This window comes from Dawidia cretensis (genome assembly GCF_018598175.1).
Classification (GTDB): domain Bacteria; phylum Bacteroidota; class Bacteroidia; order Cytophagales; family Cyclobacteriaceae; genus Ohtaekwangia; species Ohtaekwangia cretensis.
The window spans coordinates 1-639 of the sequence record NZ_JAHESE010000101.1 but is presented as its reverse complement, the minus strand read 5'-3'; the positions used below and the strand labels follow the sequence as shown (position 1 = coordinate 639).

Annotated in this window: 1 protein-coding gene; it reads left to right on the top strand. The window is 55.4% G+C overall.

Going from position 1 to position 639, the window contains the following annotated elements:
- The coding region (locus KK062_RS29900) for a M56 family metallopeptidase (RefSeq protein ID WP_317195821.1) at positions 1–639 on the top strand (639 nt) is incomplete at both ends.

Genomic DNA, 639 nt, shown 5'->3' with positions numbered 1-639 from the left:
GCGCATGCCCACACAGCGTCTGGTGTGTGGAATTATATACAATGGCTCTACGCTGCCGGCATAACATTCTTTGTCGTCCGGCTTCTCTTCCGGCTGTGGCAGCTGTGGCGGCTTACCCGCAAGCATCGCCCCTCCGATCATTACCAGGGCACCCCTGTGGTGCTCCTCCCTGCGCCCTATAGTACCTTCTCATTCTTCGGTCGCATCTTCCTGGGAAGCGAAGGTACCCTGCCCAGCGCACGCGCGTGGGTGTTGCGCCACGAGCAGGTACACATACGACAATATCACTCCCTCGACATTCTATGGATCTATCTGCTCCAGGCCATCTTTTGGGTCAACCCCGTCCTGGTGCTCTATAAAAGACTATTGACGGAACTTCACGAGTTCGAAGCCGATGCGCGCGCGGCGGCGGACAGCGAGGTACGTGAATACTGCAGCCTGCTGGCGAAGGTTGCTTTAGCGTCGGCCGACGTCCCCATCGCCCATTCATTTTCTCATTCATTCATTTTAAAACGTATCAACATGATCAAAACACATAAGACCGGCCTCTCCACGCCCCGGGTAGCCATGCTAACCCTCTGCGCCACGGCCTTCTGCTACTTTATTGTCAGCAGCGAGCAAATTCATGCACAGCAAACA